The organism is Nonomuraea sp. NPDC049709 (assembly GCF_040674815.1).
Taxonomy (GTDB): domain Bacteria; phylum Actinomycetota; class Actinomycetes; order Streptosporangiales; family Streptosporangiaceae; genus Nonomuraea.
This window is the reverse complement of the sequence record NZ_JBFANM010000012.1, coordinates 58,667-72,835: the sequence shown is the minus strand read 5'-3', so window position 1 is coordinate 72,835 and position 14,169 is coordinate 58,667. Positions and strand designations below refer to the sequence as shown.

Annotated in this window: 13 protein-coding genes; 7 read left to right on the top strand and 6 right to left on the bottom strand. The window is 70.8% G+C overall.

Features of this window, described 5'->3' with window-relative positions:
- Nucleotides 1-10 precede the first annotated feature (10 nt).
- Nucleotides 11-733: a Clp protease N-terminal domain-containing protein gene (locus tag AB0J69_RS14245; protein ID WP_364116815.1), complete on the top strand. Its 723-nt coding sequence runs from the start codon at nt 11-13 to the stop codon at nt 731-733.
- A 25-nt stretch (nt 734-758) separates the two neighbouring features.
- On the opposite strand, the gene AB0J69_RS14240 is transcribed toward AB0J69_RS14245, so the two are convergent.
- Both AB0J69_RS14240 and AB0J69_RS14235 read right to left on the bottom strand, forming a co-directional pair.
- The gene (locus tag AB0J69_RS14240) at nt 759-1,433 is read right to left on the bottom strand and encodes an alpha/beta fold hydrolase (RefSeq protein ID WP_364116814.1); all 675 of its coding nucleotides are present in this window, start codon (nt 1,431-1,433) and stop codon (nt 759-761) included.
- Nucleotides 1,434-1,519: 86 nt separating this feature from the next.
- Nucleotides 1,520-2,071 carry an NAD(P)H-dependent oxidoreductase gene (locus AB0J69_RS14235; protein ID WP_364116812.1) on the bottom strand — a complete coding sequence of 184 codons (552 nt, stop codon included), beginning with the start codon at nt 2,069-2,071 and terminating at the stop codon, nt 1,520-1,522.
- Nucleotides 2,072-2,184: 113 nt separating this feature from the next.
- Here AB0J69_RS14235 and AB0J69_RS14230 point away from each other — a divergent pair, with 113 nt between their 5' ends.
- Nucleotides 2,185-3,108, top strand: coding sequence for an AraC family transcriptional regulator (locus AB0J69_RS14230; protein WP_364116810.1), 924 nt, complete (start codon nt 2,185-2,187; stop codon nt 3,106-3,108).
- 55 nt (nt 3,109-3,163) lie between these two features.
- Here AB0J69_RS14230 and AB0J69_RS14225 read toward each other — a convergent pair whose 3' ends face one another.
- On the bottom strand, nt 3,164-4,762 hold the full coding sequence (locus tag AB0J69_RS14225; RefSeq protein WP_364116808.1) for a DASS family sodium-coupled anion symporter: 1,599 nt from the start codon (nt 4,760-4,762) through the stop codon (nt 3,164-3,166).
- A 104-nt stretch (nt 4,763-4,866) separates the two neighbouring features.
- Here AB0J69_RS14225 and AB0J69_RS14220 point away from each other — a divergent pair, with 104 nt between their 5' ends.
- Nucleotides 4,867-5,469 carry a LysR family transcriptional regulator gene (locus tag AB0J69_RS14220; protein WP_364116806.1) on the top strand — a complete coding sequence of 201 codons (603 nt, stop codon included), beginning with the start codon at nt 4,867-4,869 and terminating at the stop codon, nt 5,467-5,469.
- Nucleotides 5,470-5,525: 56 nt separating this feature from the next.
- Nucleotides 5,526-6,578 (top strand): tartrate dehydrogenase, encoded by a 1,053-nt coding sequence (locus AB0J69_RS14215; protein WP_364116804.1) that lies wholly within the window; start codon nt 5,526-5,528, stop codon nt 6,576-6,578.
- Here AB0J69_RS14215 and AB0J69_RS14210 read toward each other — a convergent pair.
- Nucleotides 6,544-7,728, bottom strand: a complete 1,185-nt coding sequence (locus AB0J69_RS14210) for an erythromycin esterase family protein (protein WP_364116802.1) — start codon at nt 7,726-7,728, stop codon at nt 6,544-6,546. The two genes, AB0J69_RS14215 and AB0J69_RS14210, sit on opposite strands and share 35 nt — an antisense overlap.
- A 108-nt stretch (nt 7,729-7,836) precedes the next feature.
- Here AB0J69_RS14210 and AB0J69_RS14205 point away from each other — a divergent pair, with 108 nt between their 5' ends.
- Both AB0J69_RS14205 and AB0J69_RS14200 read left to right on the top strand, forming a co-directional pair.
- Nucleotides 7,837-8,439 (top strand): TetR/AcrR family transcriptional regulator, encoded by a 603-nt coding sequence (locus AB0J69_RS14205; protein WP_364116800.1) that lies wholly within the window; start codon nt 7,837-7,839, stop codon nt 8,437-8,439.
- A 55-nt stretch (nt 8,440-8,494) separates the two neighbouring features.
- Entirely contained in the window at nt 8,495-9,610 is a 1,116-nt protein-coding gene (locus tag AB0J69_RS14200) for a serine hydrolase domain-containing protein (RefSeq protein ID WP_364116799.1), read from the top strand.
- Between the two features lie 345 nt (nt 9,611-9,955).
- On the opposite strand, the gene AB0J69_RS14195 is transcribed toward AB0J69_RS14200, so the two are convergent.
- Nucleotides 9,956-12,187, bottom strand: coding sequence for a hypothetical protein (locus tag AB0J69_RS14195; protein WP_364116797.1), 2,232 nt, complete (start codon nt 12,185-12,187; stop codon nt 9,956-9,958).
- A 152-nt stretch (nt 12,188-12,339) separates the two neighbouring features.
- Nucleotides 12,340-12,948, bottom strand: a complete 609-nt coding sequence (locus AB0J69_RS14190; protein ID WP_364116795.1) for a restriction endonuclease — start codon at nt 12,946-12,948, stop codon at nt 12,340-12,342.
- A gap of 308 nt (nt 12,949-13,256) precedes the next feature.
- Here AB0J69_RS14190 and AB0J69_RS14185 point away from each other — a divergent pair, with 308 nt between their 5' ends.
- On the top strand, nt 13,257-14,165 hold the full coding sequence (locus AB0J69_RS14185) for a class I SAM-dependent methyltransferase (protein ID WP_364116793.1): 909 nt from the start codon (nt 13,257-13,259) through the stop codon (nt 14,163-14,165).
- Nucleotides 14,166-14,169 lie beyond the last annotated feature (4 nt).

Here is a 14,169-nt window from a genome sequence, read left to right as displayed (position 1 = left end):
TAATGGTCTGGTGCCAGAGCTACCCGATCTCTCCGCCCTGCTGTCGATCGTCGAAGAGCGCAGCGCGGGCGCCGACGCCCTCACCCGTCTCACCGTCGCCGAAGGCGTGCTGTCCGACCTGCAGGGCATCGGTGACCGGCTGCTCGGTTACCTGGTCGAGCTGGCCAGGGCGGAGGGCTGCTCGTGGTCGGACATCGGCGACCACCTGGGCATCAGCCGCCAGGCGGCCCAGCAGCGCTACGGCCGCCGCTGGTCCAGCCTCACCGTCGCCGACCTCGCGCAGTCGGGGGCGTTCGAGCGCTACACGGGGCGGGCCAGGCAGACGGTGGAACGGGCGGAGGCACACGCCCGCCGCCTGGGCCAGCTCGCCGTCGGCGCCGACCACCTCCTGCTCGGCATCCTCGACGACCCCGGCACCCTCGCCGTGCGAGCGATCGCCGCCCAGGGAGTGGACCCAGCCGCGCTCAAGGCCGACCTCGAACAACGCCTGTCCACCGGCCCCGGGTCCCCGGCGGCGGTCCCGATCGGCGCCGAGACCCGGCGTGCCCTGCAGGCGGCGCTGGCGGAGACGGCGGAGCTCAGGCACAACTACATCGGCACCGAGCACATGCTCCTCGGCCTTCTGCGCGACAAGTCCAGCACGCTCCTGCGCGAGCGCGGCATCACTCTCGAACCGACCCGCGCCGCCGTCCGCGCGGCCCTCGAAGCGTTCCTGCGCTCCCGGGAGGGTTAGGACGTCTCCCGTGCCGTCGTGAGGCTCACCGCCGAGCGGCTGCCTTCAGCAGGATCTCCACCAGCTCCTGCGGCGCGCCGCGCATGAGGTTGTGCCCGCTGTCCAGCGCGTACGTCGTCCACGCCGGGTCCTCGCGCAGCCGCTCGTAGACGGGTGTGAACGGGGACGGGGCCTCCCAGCCGGCGGCGTACACGTACGTTCTGCCGCGGACCTGGGCGAGCCCGCCGGTGAGCCGGAGCGGCTGCAGCAGCGAGGCGACCGGGTGCGGCGTGGCCCGAGGATCGAAGAACGACAGCGGCCGCACCGCGTAACCGCTCTCCACGACGTCGGCGTACCAGCGCCGCTCCTGGTCGGAGACCACGTTCCAGCACGAGTCGCCGTCCCCCGGCACCATGGCGTCCAGGTACACCAGCCCGCGCACCCGCCCCGGCACCCGGTCGGCCCCCCCGGTGATCACCATGCCGCCGTAGCTGTGCCCGGCCAGCACCGCGTCCTCGACGCCCTCGATCTCCATGAGGCCGATCACGTCCTGGAGGTGCGTGTCGAGGTTCACCCCGCCGTGGAGCAGGTGGCGGCGCTCGCTGAGCCCGGTCAGCGTCACCGGGAGCACTCGATGCCCCCGGCTCCGCAACTCCTCGGCGAGCTCGGCGAAACACCGGCCGCCATGGCACATGCCAGGAACGAGGACGAACGTCGCCACGAGACAACCCCTATATCGAACCGATCGGTACCATCAAGGATGCCAGCACCCCATCGAACCGATCGTTTCGATTCCCCGCCGCCCGCTCACCCCCTGAGCGGGCGCAGGGCGGAGCCCCAGGCGAGGACCTGGTCGAGGACGACGTTCAGCCGGTCCTCGTGGACGGCGGCGGGCTTGAAGCCGTCCGCGAAGTCGGTGTTGAGCGACAGCCCGACCTGGTTCGACACGGTGGCCACGCTGAGCAGGCCCAGGACGTGCCGCAGGTGCGAGATCGCCCGGGGCGCGCCGTCCACGCCGTAGCCGACGAACCCGGCCGCCTTGTTGGTCCATTCCGTGTACAGAAAGTCGAGGGCGTTCTTGAGCGCGCCGGGGTACGAGTTGTTGTACTCGGGGGTCACGATCAGGAACGCGTCCAGGGACGACACCTTGGCCGACCAGCGCCTGGTGTGCTCGTGCTGGTAGATGCCCGTGGCGGGGTGCTCGGGCTCGTCCAGGTTGCCCAGGTTGTAGTCCTTCAGATCGACCAGCTCGTACTCGGCGTCGCCTCGTTTGGCTGCCAGATCGCGGACCCAGTGCGCCACCGCCTCGCCGTTGCGGCCGGGACGGGTGCTGCCCAGGATGATGCCTACCTTCAGCATGTCAATGCTCCCTCAATCGGTTACTCGAACCACCGTAGGGAGACTTGCTGAGATACTGAATGCGCTGCTGTCCAAGGTTTATACGCTATCGTCTCAGGCGCTAGACTCAGCGCATGGACATGCTGAGCGACGTGGTGGCCTTCATGCGGTGCGGGCGTCCCACCTCCGCCCGCATCTCCTGGCGCGCGCCCTGGGGCGTGTCGTTCCGCGCGGCGCGCGGGTCCGCCGGTTTCCAGGTGGTGCTGCGCGGGTCCTGCTGGCTCCTTCCCCCGGATGGCGAGCCCGTTCCGCTGAGCGTGGGCGACCTGGTGTTCCTGCCGCATGGCGACTCGTTCGGGCTGGCCGACGATCCCGCGCGGCCGCTGGTCGAGCCGGACTGTGCCCCGCATTCCGAGCTGTTCGCCTCGGCCGGCTTCGGCGGCGCCGGGGCCGAGACGGTGATCCTTTCCTGCGGCTACCAGCTCGACCTCGACCGGACGCATCCGATCCTGGGCTCGCTGCCCGGCGTGATCCACCTGCCCTCGACGCTCGGCAGCCATCCGGAGCTGCGGGCCGCCGTCGAGCTGCTGGCCGCCGAGATCGACAACCCGCGCCCCGGCACGGACACCGTCGTGTCGTCCCTGCTCGAGATGTTGCAGCTGTACGTCCTGCGGGCCTACTTCGAGACCCAGGACGAGCCCTGCACGCTGTCCGGCTGGGCCGCCGCACTGGCCGACCCCGGTGTCGGCCGCGCGCTCGACGCCATCCACCGCGACCCGGCCCGCCGCTGGACGGTCGAGTCGCTCGGCGCCCACGCCGGCATGTCGCGCGCCGGCTTCGCCCGCCGCTTCACGGGGCTGGTCGGGCAGCCGCCGCTGGCGTACCTGACCTGGTGGCGGCTGGTGAGCGGGGCCCGCATGCTGCGCGAGTCCGACGCGTCGGTGGCGGAGGTGGCCGAGCGGGTGGGATACGGGTCGGAGTTCGCCTTCGGCAACGCCTTCAAGCGCGAGTTCGGCGTGGCGCCCGGCCGGTACCGCCGCCAGGCCGCGGCGGCCTAGGCCAGGCACAGGTCCGGCCGGCGACGCGGCGCATCCGAGGTCCGGCCGGGAAGGGTCATCCCCCGATGCCGGTCACCCCGATGAGCAGGGGCAGGAGCACGATGATCAGCAGGGCCCCGAGCACGTCGAAGCTCACCCCGGAGCGGATCATCGTCGTGATCGGCACCACGCCCGACCCGTACGCGATCGCGTTCTGCGGCGTCGACACCGGCAGCATGAACCCGAACGACGCCGCGAACGTCGCTGCCAGCGCCGGCACGAACGGGTTGATCCCCGCCGCCACCGCGACCGGGATGATGATCGGCACCACCACGGCGGCGGACGCCGTGTTGCTGGTGGTCTCCGACACCAGCACGGCCAGCACGACGGCGAAGGCGGTGATGGCGAACACGCTGCCCAGCCCGAGCGCCGAGGCGGCCGAGGAGCCGATGGCCTTGGCCAGCCCGGTGTCCTCCAGCAGGGAGCCGAAGATGATGCCGGTGCCGAACAGCACGATCGTGCCCCAGTCGATGCGGGCCGCGTCGCTCCAGTTCAGCGTGAACTCGCGCTTGCCCCAGTCGGTCGGCAGCACGAACAGCAGGGCCGCCCCGAGCACGGCCACGATGCCCTCGTTCAGCCGCCCGCTGACGGTGGTGTAGAGGGCGGACTCGGTGCCGGCGAACAACGCGACCAGGCCGGGGAAGACCCACAGGAAGACGGTGACGCCGAAGGCCACGAGCGTGTTCTTCTCGGCGCGTGAGAGCTTGCCCAGGGAGGCGCGTTCGCGGCGCACGTACTCCTCGACGCCCTCGATCCTGCGGATCTCCGGCCGGTTGAGCAGGAGCAGCACGGCGGCGAGCGCGACGAACATGAGCAGGCAGATCGGCAGCGCGGTGATCATCCACTGCGCGAACGAGATGCGCCGGCCGGTGGCCTCCTCGATGAGGCCGCGGCCGATCAGGTTCGGCGGGCTGCCGACGGGGGTGAGCAGGCCGCCGACGCTGGCGCCGTACGCGAGCATCAGGACCAGCGCCGCCCCCACCCGCAGCCGCAGCGGGTTGAAGTCGGCCGCGACCAGCCCGCGATCCTGCAGGAGCTTGGCGATCACCGCCAGCATGCCCAGCGCCGTGGGCAGCAGCATGGCGACGGTGGCGGTGTTCGAGACGAACGCCGACAGCAGGCCCGTGATCGCCCCGAACGCCACGATCAGCCGGAACGTCGAGCGTCCCACGCCCGGCAGCGACAGGATGCGGAAGGCGAAGCGGCGCGCCAGGCCCTGCTTGAGCATGGCCTGCGCCAGGATGAACGCCCCGATGAAGGTGAAGATCGTGGGGGAGCCGAACGGGGAGAGCGCGTCCGCCGCGGAGACCACCCCGAGCAGCACGATCGCGCCGACGCCGATGAGGCCCCCGACGGGGATGGGCACCGGCTCGGTCACCCACAACACGATCACGCCGAGCAGGACCGCCGCCAGCGTCTGCTGCTTGGCGTCCATGCCGAGCGGCAGCAGCAGGAAGACCACCGTGATGAGCGGCGCGAGCCACATCCCGGTGGTGCGCCGGCCCTTCTCGAACCTCTCCTCGGCCGGCGTCAGCTTCTGCTCGCCGAGACCGCGGTAGGTGGCGTGGCCCAGGAGGGCCTGGTCGACGTCGGTTTTCGGTGGACCGGGGGTCATCGCCTGCTCCTAACGTTTCCGCCCGTCATTCAAGGTCCGGGTGGCGGCCGGGTCCAAGACGCGTTAGCTACCTGGGTTATAGGTCTGCCCCATAGGAGCGTTCAGTGGACGTCCGGCAACTCGAGTATTTCCTTGCCGTCGTCGATCACGGTGGGTTCGACAAGGGCGCCAAGGCGCTGTCCATGGCGCAGCCCTCCCTGTCGCAGGCGATCAGGACCCTGGAGAAGGACCTGGGCAGCCAGCTCTTCCACCGCATCGGCCGCCGCGTGGTGCTCACCGAGGCCGGGCGGGCGCTGATCGAGCCGGCCCGGCAGGTCGTCCGCAGCCTGGCGGCAGCCCGCGCGAGCGTGGCCGCCGTGCACGGGATGGTGTGCGGCAGCGTGGCCATCGCGTCGATGCCGTCCCCGGCGGCGGAGCCGCTGAGCAGCATGATCGACCACTTCCGCGACCGGCATCCGGGCGTGGAGGTGGCGATCGCGGTGGAGTCGGAGCACCGGGAGGCGTTCCTGCCGCTGGTGCTGAAGGGCGTCGGGATCGGCGTGCCGGCCGAGGCGTGGCGGACGCTGGCCGAGCGGGCGGGCGCGCTGGTGTTCGACCTGGACCCGCCGGCGTCGCTGCACCTGGCCCTGGTCAGCAGGAAGGGCTGGCTCTCCCCGGCGGCCGCGGAGTTCCTGGAGATCGCCACCTCTTATAGGCGTGGCCTATAGGTCGTATCGCTCGCCGGTCCTGGACGTTCGCGCGGGCCGCCGCTTGAATCGGGACCATGACGACGCATGACATCGCCGTGATCCCCGGAGACGGCATCGGGCTCGAGGTCACCCCGGCGGCCCTGGAGGTGGCGCAGGCCGCGGGCCGGCGGCACGGCTTCGGGTTCCGGCTCACCGAGTACGACTGGTCGTGCGAGCGCTATCGCCGCGAGGGCGCCATGATGCCGTCCGACGGCCTGGACCGGCTGCGCGGCCACGACGCGATCTTCCTCGGCGCGGTCGGGGCGCCCGAAGTGCCCGACCACGTCTCCCTCTGGGGCCTGCTCATCCCGATCCGCCGGGCCTTCCGCCAGTACGTGAACCTCCGCCCGGTCCGCCTCTTCGAGGGCATCGAGAGCCCCGTACGCGCCTCCGACCTCGACCTCGTCGTGGTCAGGGAGAACACCGAGGGCGAATACAGCGAGATCGGCGGCCGGATGAACCGCGGCTTCCCGGAGGAGATGGCCGTCCAGGAGGCGGTGTTCACCCGGGCGGGCGTGACGCGCGTGCTCGACTACGCCTTCGACCTGGCCGCCCGCCGCCGGAGCTACGTCACTTCCGCCACCAAGTCCAACGGGATCGTGCACACGCTGCCGTTCTGGGACGAGCTGGTCAGGGAGCGCGCGGCCGGGCATCCGGGCGTGCGCTGGGACCAGGAGCACATCGACGCGCTGTGCGCGAAGCTGGTCCTGCAGCCGTCCCGGTTCGACGTGATCGTGGGCTCGAACCTGTTCGGCGACATCCTCAGCGACCTGGCCGCCGCCGTCGCGGGCAGCATCGGGATCGCCCCGTCGGCCAACCTCAACCCGGAGCGCGAGTTCCCGTCGATGTTCGAGCCCGTGCACGGCTCCGCGCCCGACATCGCCGGGAAGGGCGTGGCCAACCCGATCGGCGCCATCTGGTCGGCGGCCATGATGCTGGAGCACCTGGGGCATCGGGAGGCGGGCGACGAGATCGTGGCGGCCGTGGCTGCCGTCCTGGCCAAGGGGGACGTACGCACGCGGGACCTGGGCGGCACGGCCGGCACCGGGGAGTTCACCCGCGCGGTGCTCGACCGCCTGCCGGGGTGAGCAGGTGGCCGGCCTCGACCTGGTGCAGGTGGACGAGCAGGTCGTAGGAGCAGGCCAGGGCGGTCTTCGGGTCGTCGGCCGACCAGTACAGGCCGTACGAGCGCGTGGGGCGGGCGGTCGCGAACCAGTCGCGGTCCGGGACGGTCCGCAGATCGAGGGCGAAGTCCCGGAACGGCACCTGGTCCAGGACGTGCTCGTTGTGGCCCGGCGGGGCGGGCGGGACGGTGTAGACCCGGGGCTCCTGGGCGGTGAAGTCGGGCAGCGCGTTGACGGTGCCCTGGTTGAAGGTCAGGCCGATGCTCACGTAGTCCGCGCCGAGGCGCTCGCGCAGGAACGCCCCGGCCGGCTCGGGGAACTCCTCGGGGTGGTCGCTGGTGTAGGCGACATGGCCGTTGCCGGCGGCCAGCAGGATCTTGCCGCCGGTGTGGTCGAGCAGCCAGGCGGTGTTGTCCGCCATGACCCGGTCGCGGTAGCGCATCCGCTCGGGGAACTGCTCGTCCGGGTAGGCGTACGCGGTGAAGCTCTGCGCGATCGCGGTGGCGTTCTGCCGGGCCCACGCGCTTCCTCCGTGCTCGCGCACCAGGTCGAGGGCGGCCCGCGCCCGGTCCGCGTCGGCCTGGCGTAGCGGCTGCTCCTTGGTGAGCTGCCCGAACATCCACCGGCCCGCCTCCTCGGTCGTGCCGGGCCTGAGCGGCGCGTACAGCTCGGTCAGGCGCTCGGCGAGCTCGGGGCAGCCCGCGAGGACCTGGTCGAACGCCTCCCGGCCCGGGTAGCCGAGGTCGTTGCCGGCGAACCTGAGCCGGGGGCGGCCGGCGGCGTTGTGCTCGCGCATCCAGTGGAGGAGGTCCAGGTACTCCTGGGTGTTCCAGAAGACGTACTGGCCCTGGAACTCCTCGCGCATGATCTGCACGGGGTCGCCGACGCCGTTCGTCACGTAGTCGTTCAGGCGCAGGCCGGTGCTCCAGCTCGCCTCCAGCACGAACGTGGTGAAGCCCTTGGTCTCGGCGAGGTGCCGGAAGAGGCGGTGCTTGAGGGTGAAGAACTCGTGGGCGCTGTGGCCGGCCTCACCGAGCCCGACGATCCGGGCGCTTCCGATCATCTCCTCCAGGGCGGTCATGTCGTTCAGGGGGCGGGCGTGGCTGCTCAGCATGTCGTCTCCTCGACTCGGCGTACGAGAGAAACGTAGCCGTCGTTTGCGCATTTGCGCAAGACGGATGTCTAAGGCGTTCGTGCCAACCATCGAGTACGCTGCTCCAGCATGGGAAACCGGGAAGACCTCCTCGCCGGAGCCAGGCGTTGCCTGGAGGAGAAGGGCTGGGGACGCACCACCGTGCGCGACATCTCGGCCGCCTCCGGCGTCAGCATGGCCGCCATCGGCTACCACTTCGGCTCGCGCGAGGCGTTGCTGAACGCGGCGCTCATCGAGGCCGTCGACGAGTGGGGCACGCAGGTCGGCCGCACCCTGGCCGCGTTCGGGGCGGACGGCAGCGGCCCCGCCGAACGCTACGAGGCGATGTGGGCCGCGATCACGGCGTCCTTCACCACGCACCGGACGTTGTGGCTGGCCACGATCGAGGCGCTGGTCCAGGCCGAGCACTCCGACGACCTGCGACGCTACCTCGCGGGCGGGCAGGCCCTGGGGCGCCGGGGGCTGGCGGCCACCCTCCTGGGCACGCCCGAGGACGACGTCGACGACCGGAGCGTGCGCACGCTGGGGGCCGTGCAGATGGCGCTGCTCACCGGGGTGGTGACGCAGTGGCTCACCGACCCCGGCCAGACTCCCGACGCCGCGGAGATCGTCGCGGGCCTGCGCGCCCTCACGGACGTCATCGACGGCGGAGGTAGGGCTGGCACTACCTGAGTCTTCCCGCCTGCGGGATCGAGATGGACCGTTGATCGTCCGTAGGTTCTAGGGCATGACCACGCCACTTCTCCGCCGGTGGACCGGCGCCTCCGCCCTCGCCCTCGCCGTCCTGTGCGGCCCCGTCGCCACCGCCGCGCAGGCGGACTCGTTCCCCGTCCAGGACACGCTGGACGACCTCGTCAGCAAGGACGAGTTCCCCGCCGCGCTGGCCTCCGTACAGGACCGCGACGGGACCATGCGCGACTACACCGCCGGCCAGGACGACCCGCCGGCCGACGGCTACGTGCGCATCGGCAGCAACACCAAGACCTTCACCGCCGTGACCGTCCTGCAGCTGGTCGGGGAGGGCAAGGTCGAGCTGGACGGGCCGGTCGAGAAGTATCTGCCGGGCCTGCTGCGCGGCAAGGGCATCGACGGCCGCCGCATCACCGTACGCCGGCTCCTGCAGCACACCAGCGGCCTGCCCGAGTACACCGACTTCCTGGCCAAGGGCGCCCTGCCCTACCAGCACACCTACTTCCAGCCCCGCGAACTCCTGGACATGGCGCTGCGCAAGCCGGCCCAGTTCGCGCCGGGCGCCAAATGGGCCTACACCAACACCAACTACATCGTCGCCGGCCTGCTCATCGAGAAGATCACCGGCCGCCCCGCGATCGAGGAGATCACCAACCGCACGGTCAAGAAGCTCGGACTGACCCGCACCTACTTCCCGAACGTCGGCGACCAGGCCCTCCGCCCCCCGCACGCCAAGGGTTACCACCGGGACGACCCGAGCAAGCCGATGACCGACGTCACCACGTACGAACCGTCCCAGGCGTGGACCGCCGGCCAGATGATCTCCACCCCCAGCGACCTCAACCGCTTCTTCACCGCCCTCCTCGACGGCAAGCTCCTCAAGCCCGCGCAGCTCAAGCAGATGCGCACCACCGTCAAGGTCCCGGAGCTCGGCCCCGGCGGCGCGTACGGGCTGGGCCTGAGCAGCGTCAAGCTGTCATGCGGCGGCCGGGCGTGGGGCCACGGCGGGGCGATCCCCGGCTACTACACCACCAACGCCGCCACCGACGACGGCCGCGCCGCCGCCATCGCCGTCACCCACCTGCCCACCACACCGGCCGCCCAGAAGCACGTCGAGCAGGCCCTGGACACCACCTTGTGCACACACCCCTGAGCCACTTACCGACCTTCATCCGCGCCAGCCTCTCCACCCTCAGCCCCACACGCCGCCCCTCCACTCTCAGCCCCACACGCCTTCACCCTCGGCCGCGCATGCCCCCCAACCTCGGCCGCGCGACCTTTCGTTCCCAGCCGTGTGCGGCGCTTCGCCCCACCGGTGCGCGGCCCTCCGCCCCCAGCGGTGCGCCGCCCCCGCCTCCAGGTGTGTGGCGCTACGCCCTCGGCCGCGTGCAGCCTCTCGCTCCTCGCGGTGCGCCGCTCTCCGCCTCAGCGGCGCGGGGCGCTTCGCCCTCGGCCGCGTGCAGCCTTTCATGCTCAGCCGTGGGCGGGGCTTTTGTCCTCACTCCTGAGCGTGGGCGGGGTGGTGAACCACCACGTCGTCACCGTGCCCGGGCCAAGCCATGACCAGCAGCCGCTGCCCCACCTTCTCATGACCCTTCCAGTCCAACCAGGCGTAGTGGACGCGGATGCGGTAACGCCCCGCGCCGCGAACGGCCAGGTCAGGCAGCTCGATGCCGGCCAGACCGTCGGTGAGCACGATGCGGCCCGTCGGGCTCTCGTATCCGACCTCGACAACGCTGTCCCAGCCCTTGGTCTCGACCGGGGGCCGGCGGGCGTACGTCTCGGTGGTGACGCAGACGCGGTATGTGGTGTTGACCTCGATGCGAAGGTGGCCGGGCGCGGCGGCCACCAGCTCGGAGCCCTGCCCCACCAGCCCGCCGTCCGGCATGCCCTCCCCTTCGTACGCCTCCAGCACGGTCTCGGGCCAGACCGGCCGCTTCTGCCTGATGGCCCGCACGGGTTTGATCAGCGGCCGATGTCGCGGGGCGTGATCGCACTTGGCCTGCTCCTCGGCCTCCCACGCCAGCATCTCGGCCTCCTCCTCGGCGGCCGCCTTGTCGTTGTCCGCCTCGGCCTTAGGGCAGACGCCATAGAGGAGGCCGGCCTCTTGGAGCGGGTCGATGCCGTGCGCCGCGCGGAACGCGGCTGCCTCCCGGGCATCGCCGCGGGTGTAGATGCCGCACATGCGCCGCCCGTACGCGATCAGTTGAGGATCGGGCAGGGCCTTGCCGAACGGCAGGCTGCTTCTCCGGACCATGCAGACGAACTCCTGCTCGCCGGTTTTAGGGCTTTTGCGGCCGTCCATGGCCTCGCAGTCGCTCGCCGTGGTGATCGGGCCGGGCGCGTGATCCGACACCGGCACCAGAACGAGCACCAGGGCCGTACTCACACTTGCCGCGACCACCCGATACGGCCTGCGCCCCCCGCCGTACGGGAGAGGGCTGCCGTACGCGAGGCGGCTACCGTACGCAAGGGGGCCGTTGCTCACGAGGAGGAGAAGCAGGGCGGAGCCGGTGAGGGCGGCGCTGTACCAGAGCGGTGAGATGCCGACCTCGGACCCCAGCAGCTGGTCCGGTGACATCCGGACACTGTCGTAGCCCTCCACGAGCTCGTAGCCCGCGGGGGCTGCCGTCATGCCCTCGCCCTCGGCTGTCACCACGCTCACCACTCCGGCCACCGCCGCGACCAGTAGAGCCCAGGTCGTCCCGAGCACGAGCCGCCTTGTCCGCACCAGCACGGCCGCCAGCACCAGCCCCGAGACCCCGCCGATCCCGACGAGGAGGTCGAACGAGACCCAGAGCTGCCACAGGAACCGACCGCTCCCGGTGAACCAGGACGCGATCGCCCCGCGCGACCCGATCCAGGTGAACACCCCGTTCGCGCTGTTCACCACGGCGGGCAGCAGCGGTAACACGACCGCGACCACCTGCACCGGCCACCATCGCAACGGGCTTCCGGCCGTGGCGGGTCGCGGACTTCTGGGCCGGTTACCGACCTCCCGTGCGGTCCGCGCGAGCCATACCGACGTAAGGACACCGATCGCCAGCCCGAGACCCTCGTGCCACACAAATGTCGAGTAGAACGGCCCCGCGAGCTGCGGCAAGAGGCCAGGCGCGACCGCGGCCGCCGCTCCTGCCCACAGCGTGCCCCGCCGCCATCTGCCGTCCTTCGCCTGCGCCACCAGGGTCAGCACGATCCACACCAGCCACGGCATGGTGCCCAACGGCAGAGTGTCCTGGAGGAACCCGCCGTTGATCCCGACCGAGTCCAGCACTGTGTACGCGACCGCCAGCCCCGGTTGGTGCAACCCAGCCACGAGTGCGAACAGCCGGAGTGTCCGGGAGACCCCGCGCATCCCCCGGTACAGCAGCACGACGACGGCGACCTGCGCGATCTCCTCGGGCACATCTGTCCAGGGCATCCGGTCGGCGAGCTCGATCACCGCCCACGCGTACAGCGCGATCCGCAGCAGCCACGCCTCCCGGTCCGGCTTCCCGCCGTCCTCCCGTTTCGGCAGGAACTGCCAGAGCGCCCAGGCGTGCAGCATCCCCATCAGGATCAGCATCACGATGACGTCAGTGTGGGGCTCCTGGCGCCACACGGTGAAGCTCCAGTAGACGAGCAGTTGAGAGAGCCGGATGTCGCCGGTCACGAGGGCGACGACCCCTGACGCGCCGACCAAGGCCGTGAAGACGGCGACGACGATCAGGCCAAGGCGATAGCGGAGCACGAGCCGTTCCTGGCAGGAAAGAGGGGCGGACGGAGTGACGAGGACCGGGGGACGGGAGGAGCAAAGCGCCCAACCTTAGCGGTGCCGCCGTCCCGAAGTCGATCACCTCACGCACCCCGATCCACGCTGGGCCCCGCACCGATGGGCCAGGGTCAGCCGGCCAACTCCTCACCCCCTTCGGCAAGGGGCGGCACCCGTTGCGGCAGCAGGGTGCTCCTGCCGATCAGCCAGTCGGCCAGGCGATCCCGCTCGATGAGTAACAGGGTCTGGCGTGCGTTGAGTGCCTCCTCCCGGGCTTGTCGGGTGAGGCGGCCCGAGGTGACGAGCACTCCGGTGTGCCCGGCGAAGGCATTGGCCAGCGCTCCGAGAAAGTTGCGGACCTCGGGTGCGCCGACGGTCCGGCTGTAGCGCTTGCACTGGACGGCGTACGGCGTCCCGCCCGGCGCCACGGCGGTGATGTCCACGCCGCCGTCACCGCTGCGCCCCCTCTCGCGAACGCGCCGGAATCCTTCGGCGATCATGCGCTCGGCGACGAGGTGCTCGAATTGTGGGCCGGTCATGAGATCGACCTTCGCCAATTCCGTGTTGGCGGCGAGGAATTGTCGCCGGCGGGCTTGGATGACCCGATATCGCAGGAAAAGTACGCCGCCGAAGGCGGCAATCAGGAGCGCGGTGATGCCCATTGCGGCCCCGGGATATTCGGCGGCGAAATTGGCCACGAGGACGGCCGCGATGGCGACGCCCACGAGGCCGGCCAGCAACAACTGCTCCTTGCCGCCCGGCTTGGACCGCTTCCTGCGACGACCGGATCGCCTCGCCATCATTTCCTCCCGAGGGTTGGTGCTGGTGGCGAGTATGAACGGTGGCACCGACAGAATCGGGGCCCTCGGCTTTGCGCAAAATGGTGACTTTTGGCAGACCCTGCCTATATCGCTGGGACTAGTGTTCTTTCGTGGGGTCGGGGCGCGGCGCTGGTCGGACCCTGCCCGTCCGAACTTTGGGTGACCTCCCGATGGCCATGCGGCAAACCCCCTTTTTCTCCGGAAAACACGGCTGTTAGCGTCCGCACATGTCAGTACCGGATCTCACCGCCGCGCTGGAGCGCATCCCCGGCTGGTTCTGGCCCGCGGACCAGCGCCTGTTCGAGTGGTTCCTGTCGGATGACGCCGCTCGTGGCGACGTGCTCGAGCTCGGTACGTACCTGGGCAAGAGCGCCGTCCTGATCGGTGGCCACGTACGCCAAGGGGAGACCTTCACCGTCTGCGACCTGTTCGAGTCGGACGCCCCCGACGCGGACAACGGCGCCGAGACCTCCAGGTCGTACTCCGCGCTCACCCGCCGCCAGTTCGAGCAGAACTACCTGAGCGTCCACACCACGCTCCCCGAGATCGTGCACGGCCCGACGTCGGTCATTCTCGACCATGTCGAGGCCGACACCTGCAGGTTCGTACACGTCGACGCCTCACACCTCTACACCCACGTGAAGGCCGACGTGGCGGCGGCGCGGACCGTGCTCAGGGCCGGTGGGGTCGTCGCCTTCGACGACTATCGCAGCGAGCACACGCCGGGCGTCGCGCTCGCCGTCTGGGAGGCGGTCGCCGGTCTCGGCCTGCAGCCGATCTGCGTGAGCTCGCAGAAGTTGTACGGGATGTGGGGCGACCCGGTGCCCGTCCAGCGTCGGCTGCTGGACTGGCTCGGGGAGCGCCCCGACCTGTGGCACACGACCGACGTGCTCGGGGACCGCCGGCTCGTACGCGTCAACCACCGCAAGAAGCCGAAGCCCGCGTCACCGGTCAGCGACGTGGACCGGCTCACCACCGAGCTGCGGCGCACGACCGCGGAGCTGAAGAAGGTCACGGCGGACTCGCAGAACGCCGTCCAGGCGCTGAGGAAGGCCACCAGAGAGGTCAGCCTGCTCGGCCCCGTCGCCCACCGCGCCGCCGGCTGGATCCGCCGCCGCTCCGCCCCTGGCAAGTAGCCGC

Excerpts from the sequence above, each read along its gene's own strand:
- AB0J69_RS14210 (WP_364116802.1), bottom strand. The coding sequence starts at position 7,728 with ATGCTGAGCAGCCACGCCCGCCCCCTGAACGACATGACCGCCCTGGAG.
- AB0J69_RS14230 (WP_364116810.1), top strand. The coding sequence starts at position 2,185 with ATGGACATGCTGAGCGACGTGGTGGCCTTCATGCGGTGCGGGCGTCCC.
- AB0J69_RS14215 (WP_364116804.1), top strand. The coding sequence starts at position 5,526 with ATGACGACGCATGACATCGCCGTGATCCCCGGAGACGGCATCGGGCTC.
- AB0J69_RS14205 (WP_364116800.1), top strand. The coding sequence starts at position 7,837 with ATGGGAAACCGGGAAGACCTCCTCGCCGGAGCCAGGCGTTGCCTGGAG.
- AB0J69_RS14185 (WP_364116793.1), top strand. The coding sequence starts at position 13,257 with ATGTCAGTACCGGATCTCACCGCCGCGCTGGAGCGCATCCCCGGCTGG.
- AB0J69_RS14200 (WP_364116799.1), top strand. The coding sequence starts at position 8,495 with ATGACCACGCCACTTCTCCGCCGGTGGACCGGCGCCTCCGCCCTCGCC.
- AB0J69_RS14235 (WP_364116812.1), bottom strand. The coding sequence starts at position 2,071 with ATGCTGAAGGTAGGCATCATCCTGGGCAGCACCCGTCCCGGCCGCAAC.
- AB0J69_RS14225 (WP_364116808.1), bottom strand. The coding sequence starts at position 4,762 with ATGACCCCCGGTCCACCGAAAACCGACGTCGACCAGGCCCTCCTGGGC.